The sequence below is a fragment of the Pseudoduganella sp. GW821-FHT12E03 genome (assembly GCF_058807115.1).
On the sequence record NZ_JBXAQJ010000055.1, the window covers coordinates 1 to 527 of the forward strand.

A 527-nucleotide genomic window follows, 5' to 3' on the forward strand; every position below is an offset into this window, starting at 1 on the left:
TCGTCCACCCAGGCCTGGTTCTCGAGATACCACTGCACGGTCTTGTTGATGCCGGTCTGGAAGGTTTCAGCCGGTTTCCAGCCCAGTTCCCGCTCCAGTTTGCGGGCATCGATCGCATAGCGGCGGTCGTGACCCGGACGGTCTTTGACGAACGTGATCTGGTCGCGGTAGCTGCCCTGCGCTTTCGGCCGCAAGGTGTCCAGCATGTCGCACAGCGTGTGCACGACATCGAGGTTGGCCATTTCGTTCCAGCCACCGACGTTATAGGTCTCCCCCAGGCGGCCTTGCGCCAGCACGCGGCGGATCGCCGCGCAGTGATCGCCCACATACAGCCAGTCGCGCACTTGCTGGCCATCGCCGTAGATCGGCAGCGGCTTGCCGCCCAGTGCATTGGATATCACCAGCGGGATCAATTTTTCCGGGAAGTGATAGGGGCCGTAATTGTTCGAGCAATTCGTCGTCAGGGTCGGCAAGCCATAGGTGTGGTGATACGAGCGCACCAGGTGGTCCGAGGCGGCTTTCGAGGC

The 527-nt window shown here is 61.9% G+C and carries 1 protein-coding gene; it reads right to left on the reverse strand.

The window, feature by feature from the left end; all coding sequences use genetic code 11:
* The coding region (locus AC1RRC_RS33255; RefSeq protein WP_493060217.1) for a dTDP-glucose 4,6-dehydratase at positions 1–527 on the reverse strand (527 nt) is incomplete at both ends.